Origin of the sequence: Pseudoalteromonas sp. A757, assembly GCF_004103285.1 — a bacterium.
Classification (GTDB): Bacteria; Pseudomonadota; Gammaproteobacteria; order Enterobacterales; family Alteromonadaceae; genus Pseudoalteromonas; species Pseudoalteromonas galatheae.
Genome location: NZ_QNQN01000057.1, coordinates 1 through 21896, shown reverse-complemented (window position 1 = coordinate 21896; position 21896 = coordinate 1). Strand labels below are relative to the sequence as shown.

Genomic DNA, 21896 nt, shown 5'->3' with positions numbered 1-21896 from the left:
GCCTCAATGTGCAATTGAAGCCCTTTTATATAAACCCTATTATCTTAAGATTTGGATAGTGAGCCTGGTTAAAGCACCATGTATATTATCCAACCGCCCAGCTGCCTTTTATGTGTAACAATGCTTTTGTGTCCGGTTGCCCTAAGATATCTGTATACCTTCAGGTAGGTCTGGGTTTCAAATGATAAATGCCTTTATAGCAGCCTATCTTAGCGCTTGCGTAAGCTCGCCTTGCCCGTATATAGGCAAGGCGAAAATTTTGCTATTTAGTTGTTCTAAATAAGAAGCTTTTAACACAGTTAGCGTCAGACTTGCGTCTTCAAATTGTGTAAGCATTCAGACTAGTAGGTATAATGTACAGCTTGTTGTTTTAAGTGTAGATTAGTTGAGTAAGATGGTTAACTCTTCAGATTCCTTTTCTTGAATGGCATGTATTGAGCTACCAGATTTAAATTGACTATCGACAGTGCCTTTCTTTGAGCGTGATAGGGTAATATGTGACTTACAAGACTTTTTCTTATTCAAATTATCTTTATGGAGCCCTTCGATACTTCCAAGTAAAATAGTGTAGCTGCCGTCACTATCATCTAACTCTACATAGCGACTGATTGATGAAGGATCACCTGTATTTGTAGTACAACTCGCATTAAAAAATAGGGTAAGGGTGGTATTTGGCTCATTTACGGGCTTCCACTCAACGACAATTCGGCTATCTTTGCGATATGTAGACGCGACTGGCGAATATAACAACACCTCTTCTGGTAAGAGTACTTTTGATGTTAGTGTCTTGTTTTCTTTGCTTCTTATTAATTCAAGTTTAAATTCAGTATTTTTAGTCGTTTGGCTAAAGTATCCTTGATAGTCAATATCTAAAATATCCTCATCCATCTCTAATACTTTTACTTCATTACCAACGGTGGCTTGCACTTTGTCACTGGGGCTAAGAATGATATTTGCGCCTATACTACTGCTTTTATTAAACTCAGTAACGACTCTAGCGCGCTTACCATTTGCAGTAAGTCGAATGTCTGCCCAAATTTTTTCGGTAGCGACAATATCTGAAGTGGTTGACTCACTAGAGCAGCCACTGGCTCCTAAAATAAACAGTAAACTTGTTAACCCATAAATGTATTTCATATCCTTTCCTTTGACAAAATATACTTTCACGTAGTGTAGACTTATAATTACGTTTCTAAAATAGGGTATAACAATTTATGACAATTTATAACAATCTGTGGTGCTCTAAAGTGAAAAGGGAACTTCCATGTTCCTAAATAAAAACGTTGTTATATTATTGCGTAACTATGAATAGATAATGGAGCTATCTGTTTGTACTCGTGGTGTTTATTGAATATCAGATAGCTTAAGTATATTTGACATCACTTCTTTACCGTCCACATCTTTTAAGCCGATTGTGATTGTGGGGTCTGAATGAGACCAATCAATGTCGATGAACCCATAGTTCACATCATGAGTAAACCCAGATACTCGGTGTTGATTTGGGCTGACTTGTTTCCACTCTTCTGTAAGCCCCGAGCTGGTGACTTCCCAAAAAGGGTAGCCTTGATGTACTACCTTCGAAATTTCACCCCAGTGTGTATCACCGCTAATCATGATAACACCACCAAGTTTTTCGCGCGTGATGAAGTTCAGAAGGCGTGCTCTATCAGCTGGGTAGTTGGCCCAAGCTTCCCAGCCCGTAAACTCGGGTAATAATTGTAGACTAGAAGCGATAATTCGAATGGCGGCAGGTTTTTTTAACTCAGACTGAAGCCATTGCCACTGCTGCTCACCGAGCATACTCGCGTTTAGAACTGGGCTATATGGTCCTCTATTTTCTGGCTTACGTTTGTTGTCGTACTCTGATTTTGATACTGACGTTAACGCCGGACGGTTCCATCTCAAGTCGGGCATAATGACACGAATGAGCTGATTTCCTTGGCCATATTCATACGAAGTATAAATTCCTGAGTCTCTAGTGCGTCGCAAAGAGTTTGCAGGCTCATGCCAAAAGTCTAACATGATCTTTCGTGAGGCTTCTTTTTGAGAATATTCCAAACCTGCGTCATTTTCACCGTAGTCATGGTCATCCCAAATGGCGATAACTTGAGATTGTTGCCGTAATTCCTGTATACCTGCGTTTGCGTCAAGCTTTTCATATTTCTTCTTAAGCACATCCATATCCGTGGTGTTACCATAGATGTTGTCTCCGAGAAAGATAAATAGCTCAGGGTTCTCTTTATTAATTGCCGCTAATATAGGCATAGGTTTATCTTGATGAGAACATGAACCAAAGCGAATAGTTGACAAAGAAGATTGCTCATTGGCATACACGTTCATTGCAACAAACGCCATTAAAGGAAATAGTATTAGGCGAGTGAAATGCTTGCGCTCAGCGAGTTTAGGTCGTTTTAGTTTGATCATTGCGCTATGCCTTCAAGCGGTGGTGCTATCTTGGGATTAAAGGTAGAAGGGTTTTGTCCAAGTAATTGAAGCGCAGTCGCGGTAACTTGCGACAAGGTTTGCTCTTGCTTTGGGATCACTAATCCTTTGGCTTTTATCTTGGGTCCGATGGCTGCAAACCAAACTTGCTCAGAACCTACGATCCCCTCAGGCTGCTTCTCAAGCATGCGTGGATAGTTCTTTTCAATCGCTGCTTTTGATGAGTGGTGTCTCCAATCCTTACGACCCATGCCGCGGCCGTGATCGGTAGTAATGAGTAAATAGGTGTTGTTTTTGTATTGCGGAATTGCTTGTAAGGTTTGCCATAAGTCGGCCAATATTTTATCAGCACGGTGAATACCTTTGATGTACTCGTCGTAGTTTCCACCGTGCGCATAATCGTCTGGCTCGCCAAGTGCTAGCATCATCACTCTTGGTTTTTGGGTTTGAAGATAGGCTTTTGCATATTGATAAGTAAAGGCATCTAAGCGCACTGAGGACCAAGGACTTGGAACTTGCGCCTGTAATTCATTTAAAAATTGTAGTTTGGGGTTAGTGGTGTGCTTAGCAATTTCAAATCCAGCGTTTATATGCAATTTGCTCCTTTCACGATTGAAAATAGCAGGGAAAACATCCCAACTACCGAAAACAGCAAGATTTGGCTCGAAACCAGGCTGAGATTGTAGCCATTCTAAAAACGATATATTTGGGTTCGGTTTTTTGTCATTAGAGTCAATATTGGGATCGGCAATGCCAGTAATTACTTCGTTGTAACCCGGGTATGAAAAATACCATGGATTGGAAACTCGCATTGTTGAGTTTTGTTTTCTATCGCCGAGAATGACACCGTTTTCGACCACGTATTGCCATAAGAATGGCATTAACTTTTCACGGCTTTGCTGAGAGTTGTGTCCCTGAAAAAGAGCTTTTAGCACTTTTGGAGCGCTTGTTGATTCTTTATCGTTGACTAACTGATTATCCAATCCGTAAAACACTTCTTGCCATCTAACACCATCTATTGTGACCAGAATAAGGTTCGGATCATTTTGTTTTGCTTGAGTAAATACACTAAAAGTGAGTATGAATAACCACATTGCACGCTTCATTTTATCTCCCAATCCACATTAGGGTATATCTGTGTAAAAAGGGCACCGAAGTGCCCTTATTTACTTGGCTTTATTATTAAAAAGTGAGCTTAAAGTTCACAGCAGCGGTGCGTGGAGCTCCTATCCATGCAGATTGACCAGCAATACCACCCAAGTAACTTTCATCGGTTAGGTTATTGATAGTTAACCTTAGCTCCATATTTTCAACACCAGATAGCGGTGAATCAATCGCAACACCGGCATAAAAATCTGAAGTCATATAGCTATCGACTCTTTGAGTATTCTTCGCATCCATGTAACGGTCACCCACCCATTTCGTTGAAAGACCCGCGAAATATGGCCCCTCAGCCCAATCAATAGAAATAACGGCTAAATCTTCTGCAGACCCAAATACTGTGTTACCCGCCGGGAAGTCATGCAAACCACCCGTGTAGATGGAGTCGTTATATGTATATGATGCATAGATACCCCAGCTGTTGGTTACATACCAAGTTGCAGAAGCTTCAAAACCGTTCGACTCGATACCGCCAACATTCACATATGAACCATTAGTGCCAATCAGATAATCAATGCCATCTGGTGAATCTGGAGCAATAAAACTAATGCGGTTATCAAACGTTACATCATAATAGGTCAGGCTGGCATTAAATTCGGTAGATGAATACCTAAAACCTAAATCAATGTTTTCAGCCGTTTCTGGCTCGATTTGCTCTAGTGCAGAGGCTTCGCGTTCTAATACGTTGTCTTTTATAGCTGCAAAGTTTTCGGCATAGCCTGCAAATAACTCTAGGCCTTCGATTGGCATGGGGGCGACGAACCCTGCGCTTAGTAATGCGTCAGAGTCTGAGTCTAGCGCCACTTTTTGACCGCTAAACTTGTCGAGACCTTCTAACTCGACTAAAAATTTCTTGGCGCCAACGCGCAGTCGAGCCAGGCCAAAATCTAATTCATCCTCAATGTAGAGCATGGTTGTATCGACATTAAACTCACGGCTATATTGGATCCAATATGGCGTATGATCAAAATTAGCAGAAACTCGAGCATCAATACGCTTGTGCCAATCTCGCCATTCTTCACGTTGGTAGTCTTCATACCAAAACCCTGCGCGAATGGTGTTATCCATATCGGCAATTTTGCCGTAGAAAGTAAAATCAGCATTGATCCCGAGACGGTCTTTACCGTAGTGCGTATGTCGATAAGAGCCTACCGGAATTGCGCCTGCACCATAACATGCCGGATCATACTCTTCGTCAGCACCACCGTATGGGAAAGTCAGGCTTGAGGTACATTTTGCATTTGGTTTTAGTGCTTTACCTTCTCTATCAACGAAGTAAATGCGTCCGATAGGACTACCGCCAGTATAAGGCGCAGTACCTGTTACTTCTGAATGAGGCTGATTTAATCCGTCGTTGTTGATATCAACTAAATAGGGAGGAACCCAATCACCACGACCTTCATTGGTGTGATAATAGACATTACTCGTTAGTGCCCAATTAGTTTGTTCATAGGTCGCTTCTATGTAGCCGAAAATGTTTTCGCGGTGCGTACGCCAACCATTGCGGTATACTTGGTCTATATGTGGAATGCCGGTGATGGTATCTGTCAGTCTATCCCATGCTGGATCTGCTTCAAATTGTTCTTGGCTTACACGTTGGTAGTTTGCTTCAACCACATCGTCATAAGATGCATAAGCTTTTACCGTTAGCGGGCCTTTTTGGTGTTTTATTTTAGCGGCTAAATGGTCGCGTTCATTATTCGTGACTTGTTGGATCCAGTCTGAGTTACTTGAGCTAGAAACGCTGATCCAAGCATAGGTATTCTCAATTATTTCACCAGTTTCATAACGAGCGAAGTACTTTTTCGCTTCAAAGTCACCACTGGTGATAGAGAGCGTTAAACCTTGTTTTTCAGTGGGGTCGATGGTTGTGAAGTTAAGTGTACCACCCAATGCCTCATTGGAGCGCGAGGCAATATCAGCGGTACCTTGAGATACTTGCACTGCACCCAAGTTTTCAGTATCAATGTAGCGATTTGCTTTCGCACCACCACCATAGTTTGAATTACCATTAGCAATGCCATCAACCGTAATACCGATTTGTTGCTCGTCTAAACTCAGCTGAAAACCACGAATAGAAACGGTGGTCGACCAGTCGTCAGAACCAAAAGTATCTCCTTCGTTGATGAGAACACCAGGTAAATTATCAATAACAGCCAAAGCCGATGTCATAGCAGACTGTTGCTTGCTCATTTCGTCACTTGTTGCGTTATTTGCAAAGGAAACGCTTTGTCCAACAACCGTAACTTCTTCAATGACTTTATCGTCTTTACTCTCGTCATCGTTAGCATATGCGTTAACTGCTAGGGTGGATAGTAGTGCGGTAGTGATCAGGTTTAGCTTACGTTGCGTTTTCATAATTGTTCCAACTTCTAGGTTAATTGTGATCGCTGAAAGAGTCGGCGCAAGTATGGGGAGGTTTTATGACAATTCAGGCGACTTTTATTGAACGTTCAATTAATAAAAGTTTAAAGAATTAAGACATAGGCATATTTGTATTTTATTCGTGGGACGTAAGATCTACATTTGAGAGTGGCTCTGAATAGCAATCAAAGGAAAAGCAGAGCTATTCACAACGAATAACTCGAGGATTAGTTGGGAACTAAATTAATTGGGCATTAGGAGCTGCCGAGTAAATCCAGCAGGTTTTACCCGAGCTTAGTGTTGCGGAAATGCGCTGATAGTCATCCACTTCGTATTCATCTGCATAAGCTAATTCAGCTTTAGTGATTAAAAAGACTGTGCCCTCGACTTCATCCTCTACATTACCCGTTGCGATCAAAATGGGATGAATATCTTTTTGGCTGCTGGCAATAACAACGGGATCAGTTATTTTAACTTGGCCAACTTTAAATCCACAAAGTACCGTTTTCTCGCCTTCTAATCGTCTGCCGAATGTATCTAGTTGCACTTGCTCCTGTTGCAATATGCCGTACGAAAATAATGCTTGCATCACTTAATTCTAATCCATTGTTTTTCCGCTGGGTCTCAGTCTAAGCTGAGTTATTTTTTCTATCAATCAAGATCTTGCGGTCTACCCATATCGGGCTGACTATAATCGCATACGCCCTGAGGATAAATTTGTTTAAGTGTGGCGAGTTGTGTTGAGATATCTACATCCCCATAGATCCCTTTAGCAAGCGCCTCTTCAATCGATATTTTATGACACTTAAATATATCACCAGCCCAGTTTGCACCAGCTTGAATTCTGCTGGTAGAAAACATCGGATATCTAGCGGTACAGGTCCCTTGCGGCTGGTTATTCCAGATACCATTAAACACTGCGTTGCCGCTGGCGATGACTTTACCTTGTTCGTCGAAACACGTATCAGCAAGTGTCTTCGGTTTTGCGTCTGCAACGGATAAATTTGGCTGCGCTTTTAGGTTGAGTAACCACTCATCCATTTTTTCAAATGCGAGTTGAGTTGGATTAAACGCTTGATGTGCGACCCAAATTACTTGGTTCTCTGGGTTTGAATCTGCGGCGGACATTCTCAATCGAGTATAAAATGAAGCAGACATATGATGCATATCTAGCTCATTCTCAAGGTAATGTCTGGCATCAATAATAGGGATATCAACCTTGCCGATAAATACCTGTCCAGAGCGATATGCTTTTTCCATCGCCGCAAGGCTGCCACTGTGCCTAGGTGCTATACCATTGTCATCTGGCGTGGTGATATTATGATTACCCCAAAGCGTTAGCCAAATAGGTACTTTATGGCCAAATGGCAATACAATTTCTTCTTGTTGCATCTTGTTTTGGGGCTTCCATCCACCTATTTTTTTGTTGATATCAATAAATTCAGCCATCGTGATCTGCTGAGCCTTTAATGCTTCAAGTCCGTATTGAACACCTTCGTTATCCCAAGTGCTTAGTCCTAAGCCTGATTGGTCTGTGCCAAATACGTTAGCCATGTCCTGCCAGTAACTCCAGTTTGTTTTCTCTACTACCTCATCCTCAAAAAAGGCCCTTAAAAACCCTTGCCTCGGATTATTAATAAAAGTAGATAATCCAAAGTAGCCATTGATACACTCGCTATTGCCATCAGGAAAGGAGGGTACAAACCCTGACATTAATTGGTTGAGTGGCTGCAAAAAACCAGCTCTTTGCGGAAAGTCGTTGATTGCATTCATGCCTTCAATATGACGGCGGCGGGTCCAATCATGCCATGCTTTTCTGTCATCGGCTCTAAAAGTAAAGTAGTTATTTAGTAAATCACAATCTAACGCGTAAGTGGTTTGGGTGATCATATCAGGGTAACTATAAAGTGGGATAAGGCCATCTAAGATCCCTTGGCTATTTTGTGCAATCAAATATTGTGCGAGTCCACCGCCAGAGCCACCAATTCCGACCGTATAGAGCGGCTCTCCGTACAAACTAGTGAATTGCTTTTTCACCCGCCTTGCGGTGTCTTCAGCCAGTAACATATTGTAGGTGTAGCTGGTTTTATTGCCACTAGAGCTTATGACCGCATAGCCAAGTCTTAACTGCTCAAGCTGTCTATCTATCACACGCTCTGGTTTTTGCCTGCCTTGTCTAAAGCCAATTCCAGAGCCACCATTAAATTGGTAGATAAGCCGGTTATTCCATTGAGACTTTGCGTATCTATCACCCACTTCGTCAACTGTAATTGGCATAACGATAGTGTAAATGAAGCGATTTATGGTGCCTTGCTCAACCCGTAAAAGTAAGCTTGTGTCTATCGCTTTATTTCTTTTGTCTAGCGGCTTGATTTGGTTGTCAGAAGTTATCGCAAAGTAGCGTAACCGCGTTTTTGCCATGCAATCTTTACTAAAACCAAGTACTTGGTTTGATTGGTCCATCACCGGCACACCGAGCCCCGTGTGGTTATCTATTTCTGGTTGACCAAGGCCAGAGTCCAGAGTCATACAGTAAAAAGGATATTGGTTAGGGCCAGAGTATAGATTGGTACTAGGACCAATATCTCCTATCGCAATTGGAAATACGAAGGTATCGACGGGTCTTGTAACTTTCGAAATATGCGGATAAAACTCAAGAATAGGATTGCTTGCACCGATTGCTACGCTTTTTACACTGTATATTTTTTCTTGCTCACTCGTCAGCCAAAACCAATAACCACAAGCGCCAAGAGCAATCAAAGATAAGAATGCGGTGAGCCAAGAAAATAAGGATTTCATACGAGCTCCTTCGGGTTTTGGACAAATGGATAAACCGATAATATAAGTGTAGGACTAGATCATCGAAGTGTGGTTATTTGTTTGTTATTTGAACATGAAATTATTGCGTTAGAGATTGAAAACTATCGCCTAAGTATTTAATCTCAATGGATTTAATTGTTTTTTTTGGAACCTTTTCTAAGAGTGACTCTATACGCTTCGCCATCGCTTGGTTAGCGATGTTGTACCCCATAAATTGCTGCTCAGCATGAAAGGGGCGAGGCAAAAAGTCGACTTCAAGCTGATGGCGGCGGATCATCTCTAATGCCCACACTTTATCGACTAAAACGGCGTCAACTCTATTGTTATTGAGTACGCTAAAAAACTTTTTGCCGTCGTCATGATTTTGCTCATAAAATGAACGTTGAACAATAGCCGCTTTGATTTCTTTTAACCCTTGCACTGCTGCTTCCGGATAGCTGTAATCCTCTGAGATCATGACTCTAGGGGCGGTAAGCTGATAAAAGTCATCAGGGCTACTAAAGCGACCTTTTTTAACCGCAAGAGAAAGCTGCCAAGTGGTGAATGACACGTCAATAATTGGAAAGCCATCAGCCTCATCAACGTGTAAAGTAAAGTCAAACGTGCCATCGGCGACGCCTGCTAAACAACGACGGTAAGGAAGTTCATGAAATGTGACTCGGTAAGGACTGCTAACGAGTGCTGATTTAATAACATCAACCTCAATCCCGCGAACTTGCTTTTGCTCATTTATAAAGCTATAAGGCCACCACCGTTCAAAACAAATGTGTACTGTTCGGCTATCCGTTCTTGCCTTGGCACAAGTACTGAAGAGAGTTAGTAGCAAAATGAAAAAAATGCGCATCGACAAATTTACCCTAAATTGACTACTCTAAGGGTAATAATAGAATTGAAAAAGCGCAACAGAGTGGATGTTGCGCCTTTTCGTTAAAAGCGCGAAGCAGTAAACAAACGGCTTCGTGCTTGAGGTTCACTGCTCTTTGCTGAACAGTAACACCAATTAGTCTTAATACTTGCCCGACTTAAAGGAGTAAATCGGATACTAACTGTGCCAAAACTTTCTCATTTAGAACAGCTAAATAGTAAGATTTTATTACCTTAAAATAGGCACTTAATTAAGCTAATTGGTATAAACATGAAAAGTCAGTGAACCCTAAAATTGGTAGGTAGCAGAGATACCCATATTGCGAGGGTCTACAATGCCAACATAGCCATATTCGTAGCGACGACTGCTTGGTGAAACCAGAGTGTATGCTTCTTTATCAAAAACATTATTCACAAAGGCTGCAATCAGCCAATTATCGATTTCATAATCGATATTAAAGCGAGACAGCGTGTAATCGCCAGCGATCCGCTCTTTAGTATTGCCAATTTCACCGTAGTACTCATCTACTTTAACTGTGCTAAGGCCAATATGCAGGTCATCAGTGAGCCAATATTTGATTGCTAAATTTGCTGTGAAGCCCGGCGCTGAGCTTAGCTCATTGCCATCAAACGCAGAGAATTTTACGCTGGTATCTTGTATTTCGGTTCTCAATACACCTGCTCCACCTCGAAGCTGAAGATCAGGTGTTAACATCGCAGAAAACTCGAATTCAGCACCGTAGGTGATCACAGTATCCATATTGGAGATGCGATATTGTGGATCATTTGCTTGGTAACCGTCGTAATTGTTATAAAACAAATTCGCACTGATATTCAAATCGTTACTTAATGCAGATCTCAGGCCCAGTTCATACGTGTTAACGGTTTCTGAGTCGTAATAATAATACTCTCCAGTTTCCCATTGTAACGCGCCACCTGCACCATTGTATCCGCGTCTAGCGCTAAGAGATGCAGTGGTTTTATCATTTACATTATATTGTAAAACCAGTTTAGGTAAGCGAATCGTTTTGTCTTGATCGAGTAGGGAATTTAGTACCCCCTGAGCAGTAGTAAAGTGAATATCACGCCATTGTGATTCCTGCTCAATACGTGCTCCGGTGATGATAGTAAAGTCAGGGTTTAGCTTATAGCTTAGTTCACCATATATGGCTTTTGATTTACTATCATCACTGCCAAAATAGTTAGCAAAGCCATCACTATGATAGGTTTGTTCTCTGTCATAATATGCTAAACCAATGAAGCCTGATAAAAGTTCGGCGCTGTAGTTGAGCTTGAACTCGACATTTACATTGTCTTCATTCATTCTCATTACTTGTTCAAATTTTGGGTTAGCTTCATAAGAATCAAAACCGAAATTATAATCCATAGCAGCCATCAAAATTTCGTAATCAACGCTTTGATTTAGTTTGTGATTGATTTTTAAGCTAGTTGTTTTTGAATTGGTGTCCATATAACGCTCCCATGCTGGAATGAAAGCGCGAGGATCCTTTGCGATATAGTTTGTACGGCCTGTATTACCTTTTTCAAAAGCAATTGAATGACTAAGAAGTGCCGTTACTCCCTCAAACTGACTAGGTTGCCACAGTAATTTAAATCTGGCTTTTTCTGTGTTGAGCTCATTTAGGTCAAATTTTGGCGGATTATCTTTGTACTCAATACTATTGTCATAGTCTTCACCGTCAACGCGTTGACCGGTGATACGAAATGCTAGCTCATTATCAATAAGTGGCCCAGATAGCATGATCGACTTATCTATATAACTCTCTTTATTTCTATAAGCAACCCTACCTGCGCCTTCCCAATCAAAAGAAGGATCTTTGGTCTTTATAAACATTGCGCCGCCGATACTGTTTCGGCCGTGGCTAGTAGATTGTGGCCCTCGGAATACCTCTATTTGTTCTACATCCCACATTCCCGTATCGCCGGTTAGATCAGCCATAAATGGTTCGGCCACACCGTCGGTAATGGTTGAAACTCTTGCTTTAGCGCCACCAGAAACACCATTGAATCCGGTCGCCGAGCCATTACCTGAAACACCACGTATGTCAGGCTTTGCGCCTGAAAGTACAACTACATTGGCTATTTCAGAAACTGCACTACTTAAACTTAAGTGCGTTAAATCTTTGAGTTGAGACTCATCAATTACAGATACGGAAGAAGCTGTATCTTTTAGACTTCGTGCCGTTTTTTCGCCTAATACAATGATTTTTTCAATAGATTCAATTTCTTTTTCATCATCGGCATAACTAAGAGGAGAGAGTAGTGCGGTTGAGACACAAAGCGCTATAAGAGACTTTTTTGTAGAATATGTATTCACCGAGGTGATCCTTTTTACCAATTATAAGTTATTTTTTTGGGAGACTGTTGTCAGTCTTTTAATATTTTAAATAAAAATGATTATCATATCAATTGTATTTGATGTTGCTGAAAGCTAAACATTCGCTATAATCTTAACCTCGCCTTAATCTTCAATCTTACTGTAAAACGGAGTTTTACCTTGTTAAGCGTGTTTTTTGTCGCTCTTTTGAGCCTTGCAATTACGTTAATTTACTGCACAAACAAGCATCAGCGCTTGTTAAAGCGCTCTTTGTCTACCTCTGTCAGATTTGCCGGCTATATTCTTCTGGCAATTGCATTCATTTTTGCAATACAAATTTTCACTGGTGCAGCGGTTGTGTTTAGTTGGCTCATTGGCGTTATGGTATTGACTGCGCTAATCCCATTCACCATTCTGATTTTATTTAGGAAGTCCCAATGAGCAGATTTTCAAATGCTGACAAAATCCAACCAGACTGGTGGGGGAAGACACTTGCAGGTGTCATACTTGGCTTGGCACTGAGCTTTGGTATCGTTGGTCTTTTCGCTTGGGTAGGGAGCGACGGCTTGATGGAAACGTTAACTCCTGCAAGACAAAGTTGGCGGACTCAGTTCAGTATGTGGATGATTTCTCCTATCTGGTTACTCATTTTGAGTTTTGTTTTTATGTTCAAAAGCTCAAAACAAGCAGTGCTTTGGCTTGGTGGCGCTAACTTGGTTGTTTACGTTATTTTATTTGTTGTAAGAGGGATAGCATGAAGATCCGCGCCGATATATTAAGGATTTATCAGAATGTACATACTTGGACAGGAGTAACGACCGGTCTACTGTTGTTTATTGGCTTCTTTGCTGGTGCTATCACCATGTTTGCGGGTAGTATCGACAAATGGGCTACACCACCTTCCCACCATTTGCCTCAAGTCGACGCCGACAAATACGATGCGTTGATCCATCGTGTGTTTGAGCAACATCCTGAAGCACTAAATGGTATTAATATTAATTTTGAAGCAGGTCATTCTCCAGTAAATTGGTATGAGCAAGGTGGCGCTCGGGGCTTGAGCCTTGATAAAACGCTCTGGCACGGCACATTAAATGAGGCTGGAGAGCTTGAAGCACATACCAGCTATATTAATGAATTGTCATCGTTAGTGGATTATCTTCACCGTAGCGCAGGTATCGTAGGTGAAATTGGACATGATCAGGCTGGGGTCTATGTACTCGGTATTGCCGCAATTTTGTATTTTATTGCGCTTGTTTCGGGTGTTATTTTCTTACTCCCGACGCTTATCAAAAGTTTTTTTGCTTTAAGAGATAAAAAAGGCGCGAGTCGCTTTTGGCTTGATACTCATAATCTAATTGGGATAACTAGCTTACCGTTTCATATTGTTATTGCCATCACAGTCATTGTGTTTGCATTCCACGACATCTTGTATGGTGGGTTAGGTAAGTTGTATGGCGACAAACCACTTTTTCCGAGTCAAGCACCTTCAGCTATTGAGTACAAGGTTGAAAATTTGCCGAGGCTTGAAGTGATTTTGCAAAAAGCGAGAGACTACGCGCCCGGCCACCAAGTCAAAGAAATCACTTTGAGTCGATTAAATGGCACTAGGCCCTCAGCGTCAATTCAATTGTTTAGTGATGAACACTTGATGCGAGGCCCTGAAGCTGATTATTTATTTATGAACCCGTATACATTTGAAGTATCTGCAAGCAGTGTCGCAGATGATGCTCGGGGGATTTGGGGGGCCGTCGTGACTACGTTATTCGGTCTTCACTTTGGGAGCTACGGCGGAGAGCTTGGTCGCTGGGCTTATTTTATAATGGGCATTTTAGGCGCAGTGTTATTTTATACTGGTAATTTATTATGGCTTGAGAAGCGCCGTAAGCAAAAACAGCTAGAGCAGTCAAAATCAACCCGAGTGATGGGCAAATTGACTATTGGCGTGGCAATGGGTTCATTATTAGGTGTAGCCACGGCGTTTGCCGTAACAAAATGGGCTGCCTTGACCACATTGAATATTAATGTTGTGTATATGTGGGTCTATTATCTATGTTTTGGTTTTACCTTAATTGCGGCGTTCGTTATCGGCATGAGTAAAACGGCAATTTGGTCACAAAGAGCGATTGCCATTTTGTGCTTCTCGTTGCCGCTAACTTCGGTCATCGCTTTTATAATCCCAAGTCTTGGTATTTGGCCTTCAACTGCTTGGTCTTCCATTGCTTTAGAGCTAACCGCTATGATTCTGGGTGCTACTTTCTGGCGAATGGCTAATAAGACAAAACATAGAGCTTACTATGGCGAAACCAATAGCATTTGGTTTATTGGTCAGCAGCAAACTGAACATGAGTTACAAACACAGTCTGTATAAAAACATATAAAAAGGGGCGAGTAGCCCCTTTTTACTTGCAAAGAGTTATCTAATTTTTCAAATCTGTTATCCTACGCCCTTTGCAACTCTCTACGGAAAAATTATGGAACTTACAGCCTGGTTAAGCCTTGCTGCAATTTGTGTTTTTGGTGCGATGTCACCGGGCCCAAGCTTAGCTGTTGTCTTGCGTTATAGCCTATTTCATAGTGCCAAGCATGGTATCGTCGCAAGCCTTGCGCATGGTTTGGGAGTTGGCATTTATGCCAGCCTAGCAATCTTGGGGCTGTCAGGGCTTATTCATCAATTTCCGATTGTATACCAATTTTTGGTTTACGGTGGTGCCGCCTACTTGGCATGGATGGGGATAAAAATCCTAATGAGTAAAAGCCAAGGGTTGGCGGTATCACAGTCTCAAGTGGCAACCTCATATGCCAAAGCTGCGCAGGATGGTTTTGCAATTGCATTTTTGAATCCTAAATTGGCTATTTTCTTCGTTGCGCTCTTTTCGCAGTTTATCGACCCAGAAAAGATGACATTAACAGTAGGTTTTATCATGTGTATTACCGTGCTAACGATAGATGCGCTGTGGTATTTTATTGTCTCAATTTTGAGTGCTTCAGCAAGAGACAAATTCGATTTAACGGCCAAGCGTGCTGTAATTGATAAAATACTGGGCTGTGCCTTTTTACTGCTCGCCATGCGAGTGATTTACCAATCCTTGTAGCCATTGTAAGCACTTCTTGGTCGGCGCTCTATCTTTGCGCCCATCAGGAATGATCGCATAATATGCATAGGGAGCGGGGATCGCCAGTTCGCGCTTATCAAGCTGAACTAATCGACCACTAGAAATTTCTCTCGTAGCCAGTTTAGGCTCTACTAAACCAATTGCATTCTCGTCTTGTATAAACTGGATCACTTGTGTCATTTCATCGAATGAGATGTGCTCAGCAGTGTTCCATTCAATGTCGGTAAAGCTTTCAAACCAATTTGACCAACTTGGCCACTCTAAAGAACCGACGCGACACTTAACTGAACACAACAAAAATTGAGGAAATGTTTTAGGACTTTCCAACAAGGCTTGATGCTGTTGCCAAAAAGCTTCGCTACAAACAGCGACAAGACTGGTATTCATCAATTTTTTTATTTCAACAGCTCCTTCCAACACACCATCACAAAAGCGTATCGCAATATCAAAGTCGCTCTGTACCAATGGTCTTATTTTATCCGAAATATCGATTTCAATGTCGATATCAGGGTTTGATGATTTAAAACGAGCTAAATTAGGTAACAATAGTTGAGTGGCAAAGCGCGTACTGGCGGTAATGCGTAATGTTTTATTATCTTGGTTGAGCTGCTTGGCTTGCGCTATTGCCGAGTGCATTTGTGTAAGCGACTTAGAAGCTTGTTGGCAAATGAGTCGCCCTTCTTTGGTCACTTCAAGACCTCCACTTTGTCGTGTAAATAACAAAAAACCAAGTCGACTTTCAAGTTGTCTAACTTGGTAGCTCACCGCTGCAGGTGTAAGTCCAAGTTCTTCTGCTACTTTTGAAAAGCTGTTAAGCCGCAAGCTTGCATCCAAGATTTGTAAGAGAGAACCACTCAAGTACTTCATTTAACACCCTGCAAATTAAATTTGTAAGGTTTGCAAAAACTATTCGTTTTTCAAAACCCACTATTTTGGAGAGAATAATACCACACAGAGGTATTTGGACTAGTGAAATGAAAGGTAAGTACTCTACTTTTATCAATGGGAATGTAGCGAAAATAGAGGAGTTGGAAAATCTGGCATTTGCAGGGCATGCACATTTTACTGCAATGCAAATGCGAGAATATGGAGTAAAAGGATTTGAGTTTCATATTGCAAGATTACGACAAGCTTCACAAAAAATATTTTCAATGGGGTTGAAAGAGACGGATGTGGTAGAGCAGCTACAAGCTGCGGTAAAGGAAGCCCCAAAGGATGGCTCAATCTTAATCACGGTATTTAGTTCAGATGGTGAATTTACGCAAAAATCAAAAGATGCGGATCTCAATATTATGATTAAAACAAGTGCTGCACATGATGGTCCAACGGGGTCTATGCGTCTGAAATCTTTTGAATATCAGCGCCCACTAGCCGACACTAAACATGTGGGTGAAATCGCAAAGACTCACTTTATGCGTGAAGCAAACAAAGCCGGGTTTGACGACGCACTTTTCGTTCATGACAATAGAGTATTGGAAGGCAGTATTTGGAATCTTGTTGGCTGGGATGGCGAAGGGTTAGTATGGCCAAAAGGGGCCAAATTGCACGGCACTATGATGCAAATTATAGAAGCAATGGCACATCAAATTGGTATAAAGCAAAGAAGTGCTGATATTTTATTAGGTGAGATAGCTCAGTTAGAGGGAGTTGCACTACTAAACTCTTGGACGCCTTGTGTTCCGATTGCTGCGCTTGATGGTATACAGCTAAATCTAAACCAAGACTTTTACACATTACTACGAAGGTTACACGATAAGGCGCCAGTGACCAGTTTGGTTTAACTAATCTAACCCCTTGCGCTGTATGTAGTTATGAAGAATAAATGCTTTGAGTTTTTCGTTATCGGTTTTATTCATTGCAAAGGATACGGCGAGCTCCAATGGGCTTGTCACCTTTATCGAGTGGACGTTTGCAAACAGTGGAATAGGGTCGGCAAGATATAATTTAGCTATCCGACTGATCACATTAATTTGGATAGCACTTGCTTGATAGGGAAAAGTATTAAGCAGTCCACCTGATTGGGATATGGAGACCATATTAAACGGCATCATTTGAGGAGATAATCTAAACCTGACCGGCGTTGATGGGCAAGTACGCCAGCTACGTGGCGCACTAGAGTTAGCGGCTTCTACGATATTAGGTGCTTCTAAGTTGTTGTCTAAAATCTCCATCAATGCCGATAGGTCGCTAAGTGGAAACTCGACCTGCTCGTTGGCATTTTTGGCAACGAGACAAAACTGAGAACTATTTGAAATACTCGCAAGTAACTTTTTAATCTCACTGTGCGTTTGCTGTTTTTGATCCCTAGCTTCCGGCAATAGCGAGCCTGCAACGCGATTACCGGCTAGGGTTCGGTTAATGAATTGTAATTCTTCCTTCGTCAATTTCATGATTAAGCACATCCATTGGGTGGTTGATATTTATACAGCAAGGTTTATACCAAATTCCGCTTTCGTTGCTATTGCGGCGTTTCTTTTTTAAGTACGGCTCTGCAATCTGTTCGGCAGTAAACTCGTTGCCGTTTAGATTCTAAATAGGGCAACCTAACGTACCTAAGCGGCAATGAATTGCCCATGAAGCTGTACGAGTTATTTAAGAAAATGAAATATTTCCGTGTTCAGTGGCTATTGATATCAATTCATCGGCTGATTATTGAAAATATTTATTTGGAATAATGCTTGCAAAGGTCTAGCACCGAGATTGTTTTTAGACTTGCCCAATGCCAACGTTTTTAACTGGACATCAAGTATCACTGATTGAGCCTACTTCACTGAACTTTTCACCTGTAGAGCGAGAGAAACTAGTGATCCCAAGCGCTCATAATCAGCTTACAGCAAATGACAATCACTTTGCTGCTGGTGGGGGACGTGCTCACACCTTTAAACAAAACTTTATGAATGCCATGAGCAGTGGCTCGTCTAGCGAAACGTCGCAACATGATAAAAGTGAAGCGTTACTGCAGTTCCAATTTGCGGATCACGAAGTTCTATTCGACCTTACAAGCATTGCGTCTCAAGATGAGGCTGCTTACGAAAAGCTCCGAGCGTTGTTGGCTGATATGATGACAAGGCCTGTAAAGGTTGATATCAGCAGTAAAGATCAAGCGCAGCAATTACTGTTTAAAAATTTAGAGCTAGATTTCTTAGCGTACAAGGAGCTCTCTGAGCGGCTGGAAATGTTAGCAAAGCTTGACCATGAAACTGAAAGTCAAAAAGCATTGGCGCAGCAAGATAGAGATCGCATTCGTGCGGTAATTGCAAGTTTACATGCACGCCTAGAGAAGGGCCAAGAGGCGTTACTTGGCGGAACAACATTAAAAGCGTTGGATGTAAATCGCAAAGATTCTGAGCTTGAATTAGATAGCCTATTTACCAGTGTTGGCTTTGATTCGGATATGCCTGTAACTGGCACGACTTGATTACCGTGATCATTATTGTTTGCTGGGATTTGCACTTTTTACCAGGTATAAAATGTAGTAGCCCATACCCGAATCTAACCGTTTAAAAAGAACGGGGCTAGACTTTACCTGACATGCGCTTTGTGGAACAAAAGACGGTCGTCAACGTTACTTTTGTTCTACAAAGCGCACGTTCCACTAACTCATGTATGTCCCAAAATAAGCTAGAAAATTTTGCTCAAAGGGCTTACAACACCGTTTGCGCCTAGCTGTAAAAGATGGGTATAAATCTGAGTGGTTTTAACGTCTGAATGACCTAACTGAGCTTGTACTGTTCTAATATCTGCCCCACTTTGTAACAGGTGTGTAGCAAAAGAGTGGCGAAAAGTGTGGGGCGTTATCGGTTTTGTTATTTGTGCTTTTTTGGCTGCCTCTTTAACCGCTTTACGTACTCCTGTTTGATGAAAATGATGTCGGCGGATCTCCCCAGTTTCAGGATCTGCACTTAACTTATATGAGGGAAATAGATACTGCCAAGCAATTGATTTATTGGCGCTAGGATATTTTCTTGCTAGTGCGTTTGGCATCCAAACACCTGCATATCGTTCATTCTGGGAATCTAATTTTAAGTATTCATCAGCCTGAGCAATTTGATTTCTTAGCAAAGGTATAAGTTCTGTGGCGAGAGTAACCACCCGATGTTTATTCCCTTTTCCATTCCAGATCCGAATGCACTTGTAGTCAAAGTCAATGTCCTGAACTCGTAGTTGAACAGCTTCCATTACACGTAAGCCGCTACCATACATTAAGCCTGAAATTAAATAATATCGTTTACTTAAAAACGACATGAGACGTTTAACCTCCTCGGGGGTCATAACAATTGGCAACTTAGATTGGCGCTTGCTTCTGATAAACGTTAGATTGGGGCACAAATCCTGTTTAATTATTTGCTTATACAGAAAAGATAATGCATTTAACGCTGTCGCTTGTGTTTTAGGCGACACATTACGTTTAAGCACAAGGTAGTCGAGATATTCGACAACCTCGTTATCGCCCATTGAAGCTGGGTGACGCTTATCATGAAAATGAATATAGGAAGAAGTCCACTTAAGATATGTATCAACGGTTCTGAGCGAATAGTGCTTAGTCAGCATAAACTCTGCGATGTGGTTTAAAAATGGTGAACGAGTTCTCATTGAGCTAGCCCCAACCCATTGCTGTGTTTATATACAGTGTTGTTGTGTTTCTCCTATAGTCAAGAAAACGACTCACTGGGTCGTTTTTATCCTTTTCATAGTTTCTATGAATGATTAAAAATATATCTGTAGCAACAAGTTAGTTATTGTGATAAAGCTGGTACAATGAGAATAATGACCCATGACTTGGTAGATAAACGACCCATTGGGTCGATATTAAATTGTTATGTTTTCAGGAAGATTCAGTGGAATTGGGGCATTGGGATAAAGCAATAATTAGATCTGTTTTTACAACATTTATTCCAATCGCTGGCTATTTCCTTGTTATGGGATGGTTAGCTGAGAATAACAATACCGACTTTGTTGGTTACTTTTTCTTAATACTAATTATCTTATCTGTTTATCTTTTATTTTCAGTTGTTGGATGGTGCTTAATTGGTTTTCCCGTTCATTGGTTAGCATCAAAGTACTTTAATCAAAGCATCTGGTGTTATTTTATTGCACTCGTTTTGTTTATAGTATTTGTTACAGGTTTCGTTGGGGTATTTGGTGCTGCTTTTTATGGTTTAGCAGCTATTGTTCAAGCTGGCTTGTTTTTATTCTGGCTGCGTAAATTGAAAACATAGAAAAATCAGTGACACCCACTACTATTGCGCCTCGGTTGTCTTCAATATAGGCAACTTCAATGAACTCTTTATGAGTATCTAAGCCAATGAAAAGTATGTTATGTTTAGTCATGCTAGCCTCTGCTATTTAGTTATTTGACAAACTAATTATGGCTCTGGCTTTAAGCTAACCCACGAAAATGCGGAGGCTAGCACCGTGTGGGAGTCATTATGTCTATGTGCTCCGGTAGAAATATGGATAACCTGAAAAATTCGATTATGGCACTTGCTGCATCAGCAAAAGTCCAAGAGGCACTTTATCCAAGTTTCGCGGCTGTTGGTGATGAGTTGGTTCTTGATTTTGGTGAATGCTTAGACAACTTGAAAGTTAGCGATTTAACACTTGAACAAGTAGCATCTATTGAAGCGTTAGATGCTTTCATTATTCAGCATTCAGGTACGCAATTCTCAGCCATGTACCGTGAAAATAGTGCTCTATATGAAGATCCTAATTGGGATGAAATTAGGTCACTTGCCAAGCTAGTTGCTAAAGAAATGGGTTGGTCACTAACCGAACCAGTCAAACAAAAACATAGAATTGTAACTGGTTAGCTGAGAGCACATAACAAACGCATTAATGAATGGACGTCTTAAGCTTGGCTGACGCTCGTTCCTCGCTAATTTTAGCCAAGCTTAATCCGCCCATTATGCGGGCGTTATACAACACTCGGGAATCGGAGAAATGAGTAAAACCTTACTAATAATTGGTATAGCTCTAGTAGTTTCAGGTGCACTGATGTTTATGATGACAAAATCAGTGACACCCATCACTATTGATATTCAAGCTGGGGAAGTGAAGTAAAAAAGCATATAAACACTCCAATAATTTTGGTCAAAAATGTTTAGTTATAGGCCAATTTTTAGCGTCCAAGCGTATCTCTACACTAAAACTGAGTTATCGCGCACTACAACGCGCTGTAAATACAGCAGTAAGAAATTCTAGCGTTGAGAATGTGAATTTTGCTAAGCCAGCAAGCGCTCGCAGTTTGTTAGGTTTGTACGTCGTCGTTTTTGCAGTGTTTCACAGTAGGCGGTTATTGTTCGCTCTCTTCCAACTGCACCGTGGAATACCCGAGAAAACTGCGTAGTAAGTTTTATCCAGTTTTCCGGTTCGATATTTAATCGAGTGAGTATGGGTTGAGACTCAAAGATATAGCCTCGCTTGTCGGCGCGAATACATTGGCCTGTTAGCTCAACCAATTCAATATAGGATTTGAGCTCAAAAGGCAGGCCTTTTGGCATGTGTTTTCGTGGGCTGCCAGCGAAGCGTAATAGGCTTTTTGGTTGTTTGCCCAGCTTTGCGTGGTCAACGCGCTTTTTGATGCTGGTGTAGTCTGAGGTTTCAGGCGTTGCGGCAATGTTGGCTCTAATTGGGTTTAGGTCTACGTAAGCGAGACAAGCAGTCAATGCAGCCTCGTCTAGTAATGCTTGGGATTTGAATCGTCCTTCCCAAAACCGGCCTGTACAATTATCTTCTTTATTTGCTCGGCGGGCGATGTCTTCGTTAAGCACTCGCATAAACCAGCTAATATCTGC

Annotated in this window: 18 protein-coding genes and 1 pseudogene; 7 read left to right on the top strand and 12 right to left on the bottom strand. The window is 41.5% G+C overall.

What is annotated here, in order from left to right:
• Nucleotides 1–381: 381 nt before the first annotated feature.
• From DRB05_RS03835 to DRB05_RS03800, 8 genes are all read right to left on the bottom strand, one after another.
• Nucleotides 382–1137, bottom strand: a complete 756-nt coding sequence (locus tag DRB05_RS03835; protein ID WP_128725759.1) for a hypothetical protein — start codon at nucleotides 1135–1137, stop codon at nucleotides 382–384.
• A 207-nt stretch (nucleotides 1138–1344) separates the two neighbouring features.
• Nucleotides 1345–2424: an alkaline phosphatase D family protein gene (locus tag DRB05_RS03830; RefSeq protein ID WP_128725758.1), complete on the bottom strand. Its 1080-nt coding sequence runs from the start codon at nucleotides 2422–2424 to the stop codon at nucleotides 1345–1347.
• Entirely contained in the window at nucleotides 2421–3548 is a 1128-nt protein-coding gene (locus DRB05_RS03825) for an alkaline phosphatase family protein (RefSeq protein WP_128725757.1), read from the bottom strand. The genes DRB05_RS03830 and DRB05_RS03825 overlap by 4 nt, the downstream gene beginning before the upstream one ends.
• Before the next feature lie 76 nt (nucleotides 3549–3624).
• The gene (locus DRB05_RS03820) at nucleotides 3625–5961 is read right to left on the bottom strand and encodes a TonB-dependent receptor (RefSeq protein WP_128725756.1); all 2337 of its coding nucleotides are present in this window, start codon (nucleotides 5959–5961) and stop codon (nucleotides 3625–3627) included.
• 244 nt (nucleotides 5962–6205) lie between these two features.
• Nucleotides 6206–6556 carry a gamma-glutamylcyclotransferase family protein gene (locus tag DRB05_RS03815; protein WP_193554555.1) on the bottom strand — a complete coding sequence of 117 codons (351 nt, stop codon included), beginning with the start codon at nucleotides 6554–6556 and terminating at the stop codon, nucleotides 6206–6208.
• Nucleotides 6557–6618: 62 nt separating this feature from the next.
• On the bottom strand, nucleotides 6619–8766 hold the full coding sequence (locus DRB05_RS03810; RefSeq protein WP_128725754.1) for a DUF6351 family protein: 2148 nt from the start codon (nucleotides 8764–8766) through the stop codon (nucleotides 6619–6621).
• 100 nt (nucleotides 8767–8866) lie between these two features.
• Complete coding sequence (locus DRB05_RS03805) at nucleotides 8867–9631, bottom strand: transporter substrate-binding domain-containing protein (RefSeq protein ID WP_128725753.1); 765 nt, start codon at nucleotides 9629–9631, stop codon at nucleotides 8867–8869.
• A gap of 309 nt (nucleotides 9632–9940) precedes the next feature.
• Nucleotides 9941–11989, bottom strand: coding sequence for a TonB-dependent receptor (locus DRB05_RS03800; protein WP_128725752.1), 2049 nt, complete (start codon nucleotides 11987–11989; stop codon nucleotides 9941–9943).
• A 437-nt stretch (nucleotides 11990–12426) separates the two neighbouring features.
• Here DRB05_RS03800 and DRB05_RS03790 point away from each other — a divergent pair, with 437 nt between their 5' ends.
• The 3 genes from DRB05_RS03790 to DRB05_RS03780 all read left to right on the top strand — a co-directional run bounded on the left by DRB05_RS03790 (nucleotide 12427) and on the right by DRB05_RS03780 (nucleotide 15081).
• The gene (locus tag DRB05_RS03790) at nucleotides 12427–12747 is read left to right on the top strand and encodes a hypothetical protein (RefSeq protein ID WP_128725750.1); all 321 of its coding nucleotides are present in this window, start codon (nucleotides 12427–12429) and stop codon (nucleotides 12745–12747) included.
• Complete coding sequence (locus DRB05_RS03785) at nucleotides 12744–14357, top strand: PepSY-associated TM helix domain-containing protein (RefSeq protein ID WP_128725749.1); 1614 nt, start codon at nucleotides 12744–12746, stop codon at nucleotides 14355–14357. The genes DRB05_RS03790 and DRB05_RS03785 overlap by 4 nt, the downstream gene beginning before the upstream one ends.
• Nucleotides 14358–14460: 103 nt before the next feature.
• Entirely contained in the window at nucleotides 14461–15081 is a 621-nt protein-coding gene (locus DRB05_RS03780; RefSeq protein ID WP_128725748.1) for a LysE family translocator, read from the top strand.
• Here the strand turns inward: DRB05_RS03780 and DRB05_RS03775 are convergent.
• Nucleotides 15043–15969, bottom strand: coding sequence for a LysR substrate-binding domain-containing protein (locus DRB05_RS03775; protein ID WP_128725747.1), 927 nt, complete (start codon nucleotides 15967–15969; stop codon nucleotides 15043–15045). The genes DRB05_RS03780 and DRB05_RS03775 overlap by 39 nt on opposite strands.
• A gap of 107 nt (nucleotides 15970–16076) precedes the next feature.
• Between DRB05_RS03775 and DRB05_RS03770 the strand changes: the two genes are divergently transcribed.
• A complete protein-coding gene (locus DRB05_RS03770; RefSeq protein ID WP_128725746.1) occupies nucleotides 16077–16883 on the top strand; it encodes an aminotransferase class IV in 807 nt (268 codons plus the stop codon).
• On the opposite strand, the gene DRB05_RS03765 is transcribed toward DRB05_RS03770, so the two are convergent.
• On the bottom strand, nucleotides 16884–17492 hold the full coding sequence (locus DRB05_RS03765; RefSeq protein WP_128725745.1) for a hypothetical protein: 609 nt from the start codon (nucleotides 17490–17492) through the stop codon (nucleotides 16884–16886).
• 329 nt (nucleotides 17493–17821) lie between these two features.
• Here DRB05_RS03765 and DRB05_RS03760 point away from each other — a divergent pair, with 329 nt between their 5' ends.
• Nucleotides 17822–18520 (top strand): hypothetical protein, encoded by a 699-nt coding sequence (locus tag DRB05_RS03760; protein WP_128725744.1) that lies wholly within the window; start codon nucleotides 17822–17824, stop codon nucleotides 18518–18520.
• Between the two features lie 203 nt (nucleotides 18521–18723).
• On the opposite strand, the gene DRB05_RS03755 is transcribed toward DRB05_RS03760, so the two are convergent.
• On the bottom strand, nucleotides 18724–19695 hold the full coding sequence (locus DRB05_RS03755; protein ID WP_128725743.1) for an integron integrase: 972 nt from the start codon (nucleotides 19693–19695) through the stop codon (nucleotides 18724–18726).
• A gap of 245 nt (nucleotides 19696–19940) precedes the next feature.
• Between DRB05_RS03755 and DRB05_RS03750 the strand changes: the two genes are divergently transcribed.
• Entirely contained in the window at nucleotides 19941–20321 is a 381-nt protein-coding gene (locus tag DRB05_RS03750; protein WP_128725742.1) for a hypothetical protein, read from the top strand.
• A 210-nt stretch (nucleotides 20322–20531) separates the two neighbouring features.
• Nucleotides 20532–20912, top strand: a complete 381-nt coding sequence (locus tag DRB05_RS03745; RefSeq protein ID WP_128725741.1) for a hypothetical protein — start codon at nucleotides 20532–20534, stop codon at nucleotides 20910–20912.
• A gap of 411 nt (nucleotides 20913–21323) precedes the next feature.
• Here the strand turns inward: DRB05_RS03745 and DRB05_RS03740 are convergent.
• A pseudogene (locus tag DRB05_RS03740) lies at nucleotides 21324–21896 on the bottom strand (transposase); the annotation flags it as partial.

Excerpts from the sequence above, each read along its gene's own strand:
- DRB05_RS03835 (WP_128725759.1), bottom strand. The coding sequence starts at position 1,137 with ATGAAATACATTTATGGGTTAACAAGTTTACTGTTTATTTTAGGAGCC.
- DRB05_RS03830 (WP_128725758.1), bottom strand. The coding sequence starts at position 2,424 with ATGATCAAACTAAAACGACCTAAACTCGCTGAGCGCAAGCATTTCACT.
- DRB05_RS03825 (WP_128725757.1), bottom strand. The coding sequence starts at position 3,548 with ATGAAGCGTGCAATGTGGTTATTCATACTCACTTTTAGTGTATTTACT.
- DRB05_RS03820 (WP_128725756.1), bottom strand. The coding sequence starts at position 5,961 with ATGAAAACGCAACGTAAGCTAAACCTGATCACTACCGCACTACTATCC.
- DRB05_RS03815 (WP_193554555.1), bottom strand. The coding sequence starts at position 6,556 with ATGCAAGCATTATTTTCGTACGGCATATTGCAACAGGAGCAAGTGCAA.
- DRB05_RS03810 (WP_128725754.1), bottom strand. The coding sequence starts at position 8,766 with ATGAAATCCTTATTTTCTTGGCTCACCGCATTCTTATCTTTGATTGCT.
- DRB05_RS03805 (WP_128725753.1), bottom strand. The coding sequence starts at position 9,631 with ATGCGCATTTTTTTCATTTTGCTACTAACTCTCTTCAGTACTTGTGCC.
- DRB05_RS03790 (WP_128725750.1), top strand. The coding sequence starts at position 12,427 with ATGAGCAGATTTTCAAATGCTGACAAAATCCAACCAGACTGGTGGGGG.
- DRB05_RS03785 (WP_128725749.1), top strand. The coding sequence starts at position 12,744 with ATGAAGATCCGCGCCGATATATTAAGGATTTATCAGAATGTACATACT.
- DRB05_RS03780 (WP_128725748.1), top strand. The coding sequence starts at position 14,461 with ATGGAACTTACAGCCTGGTTAAGCCTTGCTGCAATTTGTGTTTTTGGT.
- DRB05_RS03775 (WP_128725747.1), bottom strand. The coding sequence starts at position 15,969 with ATGAAGTACTTGAGTGGTTCTCTCTTACAAATCTTGGATGCAAGCTTG.
- DRB05_RS03770 (WP_128725746.1), top strand. The coding sequence starts at position 16,077 with ATGAAAGGTAAGTACTCTACTTTTATCAATGGGAATGTAGCGAAAATA.
- DRB05_RS03765 (WP_128725745.1), bottom strand. The coding sequence starts at position 17,492 with ATGAAATTGACGAAGGAAGAATTACAATTCATTAACCGAACCCTAGCC.
- DRB05_RS03760 (WP_128725744.1), top strand. The coding sequence starts at position 17,822 with ATGCCAACGTTTTTAACTGGACATCAAGTATCACTGATTGAGCCTACT.
- DRB05_RS03755 (WP_128725743.1), bottom strand. The coding sequence starts at position 19,695 with ATGAGAACTCGTTCACCATTTTTAAACCACATCGCAGAGTTTATGCTG.
- DRB05_RS03745 (WP_128725741.1), top strand. The coding sequence starts at position 20,532 with ATGTCTATGTGCTCCGGTAGAAATATGGATAACCTGAAAAATTCGATT.